The 1,692-nt window shown below is 57.0% G+C and carries 1 rRNA gene (only partly in view); it reads right to left on the reverse strand.

What is annotated here, in order from left to right:
- A 23S ribosomal RNA gene (locus tag AB0C15_RS32485) occupies window positions 1–1,612 on the reverse strand; its annotated part reaches 1,584 nt to the left of the window's first position; the annotation flags it as partial.
- Between the last annotated feature and the right edge of the window lie 80 nt (window positions 1,613–1,692).

A 1,692-nucleotide genomic window follows, 5' to 3' on the forward strand; every position in this document is an offset into this window, starting at 1 on the left:
CCAGGTTCCCACGCTCCCCATCCTCAACCCGAAGGTCTTGGATGGTTCGGGTGGTTAGCACAACGAGGTTCATCAGGGACGCTCTTTCGCGGGTACGGGAATATCAACCCGTTGTCCATCGACTACGCCTCTCGGCCTCGCCTTAGGTCCCGACTCACCCAGGGCGGATTAGCCTGGCCCTGGAACCCTTGGTCATCCGGCGGAAGGGTTTCTCACCCTTCTTTCGCTACTCATGCCTGCATTCTCACTCGTGCCGCGTCCACAACTGGGTCACCCCGCTGCTTCACTCGCGGCACGACGCTCCCCTACCCATCCACACACCTGCACAAGGAATCAAGTCCAAGCGAGGATAAAATGTGAATGCCACAGCTTCGGCGGTGTGCTTGAGCCCCGCTACATTGTCGGCGCGGAACCACTTGACCAGTGAGCTATTACGCACTCTTTAAAGGGTGGCTGCTTCTAAGCCAACCTCCTGGTTGTCTATGCGACCCCACATCCTTTTCCACTTAGCACACGCTTAGGGGCCTTAGCTGGTGATCTGGGCTGTTTCCCTCTCGACTACGAAGCTTATCCCCCGCAGTCTCACTGCCGCGCTCTCACTTACCGGCATTCGGAGTTTGGCTGATTTCGGTAAGCTTGTGGGCCCCCTAGACCATCCAGTGCTCTACCTCCGGCAAGAAACACGCGACGCTGCACCTAAATGCATTTCGGGGAGAACCAGCTATCACGGAGTTTGATTGGCCTTTCACCCCTAACCACAGGTCATCCCCCAATTTTTCAACATTGGTGGGTTCGGCCCTCCACGCGGTCTTACCCGCGCTTCAGCCTGCCCATGGCTAGATCACTCCGCTTCGGGTCTAGGACACGCGACTGAATCGCCCTATTCAGACTCGCTTTCGCTACGGCTCCCCCACACGGGTTAACCTCGCCACATGCCACTAACTCGCAGGCTCATTCTTCAAAAGGCACGCCGTCACCCCGCAAGGCTCCGACGGATTGTAGGCGAACGGTTTCAGGTACTATTTCACTCCCCTCCCGGGGTACTTTTCACCATTCCCTCACGGTACTCGTCCGCTATCGGTCACCAGGAAGTATTTAGGCTTACCAGGTGGTCCTGGCAGATTCACGGCAGATTTCAGGGGTCCGCCGCTACTCGGGAACACCCACAGAAGGTCAGCAACTTTCACCTACCGGACTTTCACCGTCTACGGTCAGCCATTCCAGACTGTTCGACTAGCCACTAACTTTGTAACTCCTCGAGTGCATGTCAGCACACTCAGCGGGGTCCCACAACCCCGACCACGCAACCCCTGACAGGTATCACACGCAGCCGGTTTAGCCTCGATCCGCTTTCGCTCGCCACTACTCACGGAATCACTAAATTGTTTTCTCTTCCTACGGGTACTGAGATGTTTCACTTCCCCGCGTTCCCTCCACACACCCTATGTGTTCAGGTGTGGGTGACACCACATGACTGGTGCCAGGTTTCCCCATTCGGACACCCTGGGATCACAGCTTGGTTGACAGCTCCCCCAGGCCTATCGCGGCCTCCCACGTCCTTCATCGGCTCCTGGTGCCAAGGCATTCACCGTTCGCCCTTGACAACTTGACCACAAAGATGCTCGCGTCCACTGTGCAATTCTCAACAAACGACCAACCCACAACCCGATCCGCCCCACACCAAACCCAACA

Source organism: Micromonospora sp. NPDC048835 (assembly GCF_040649995.1).
Classification (GTDB): Bacteria; Actinomycetota; Actinomycetes; order Mycobacteriales; family Micromonosporaceae; genus Micromonospora.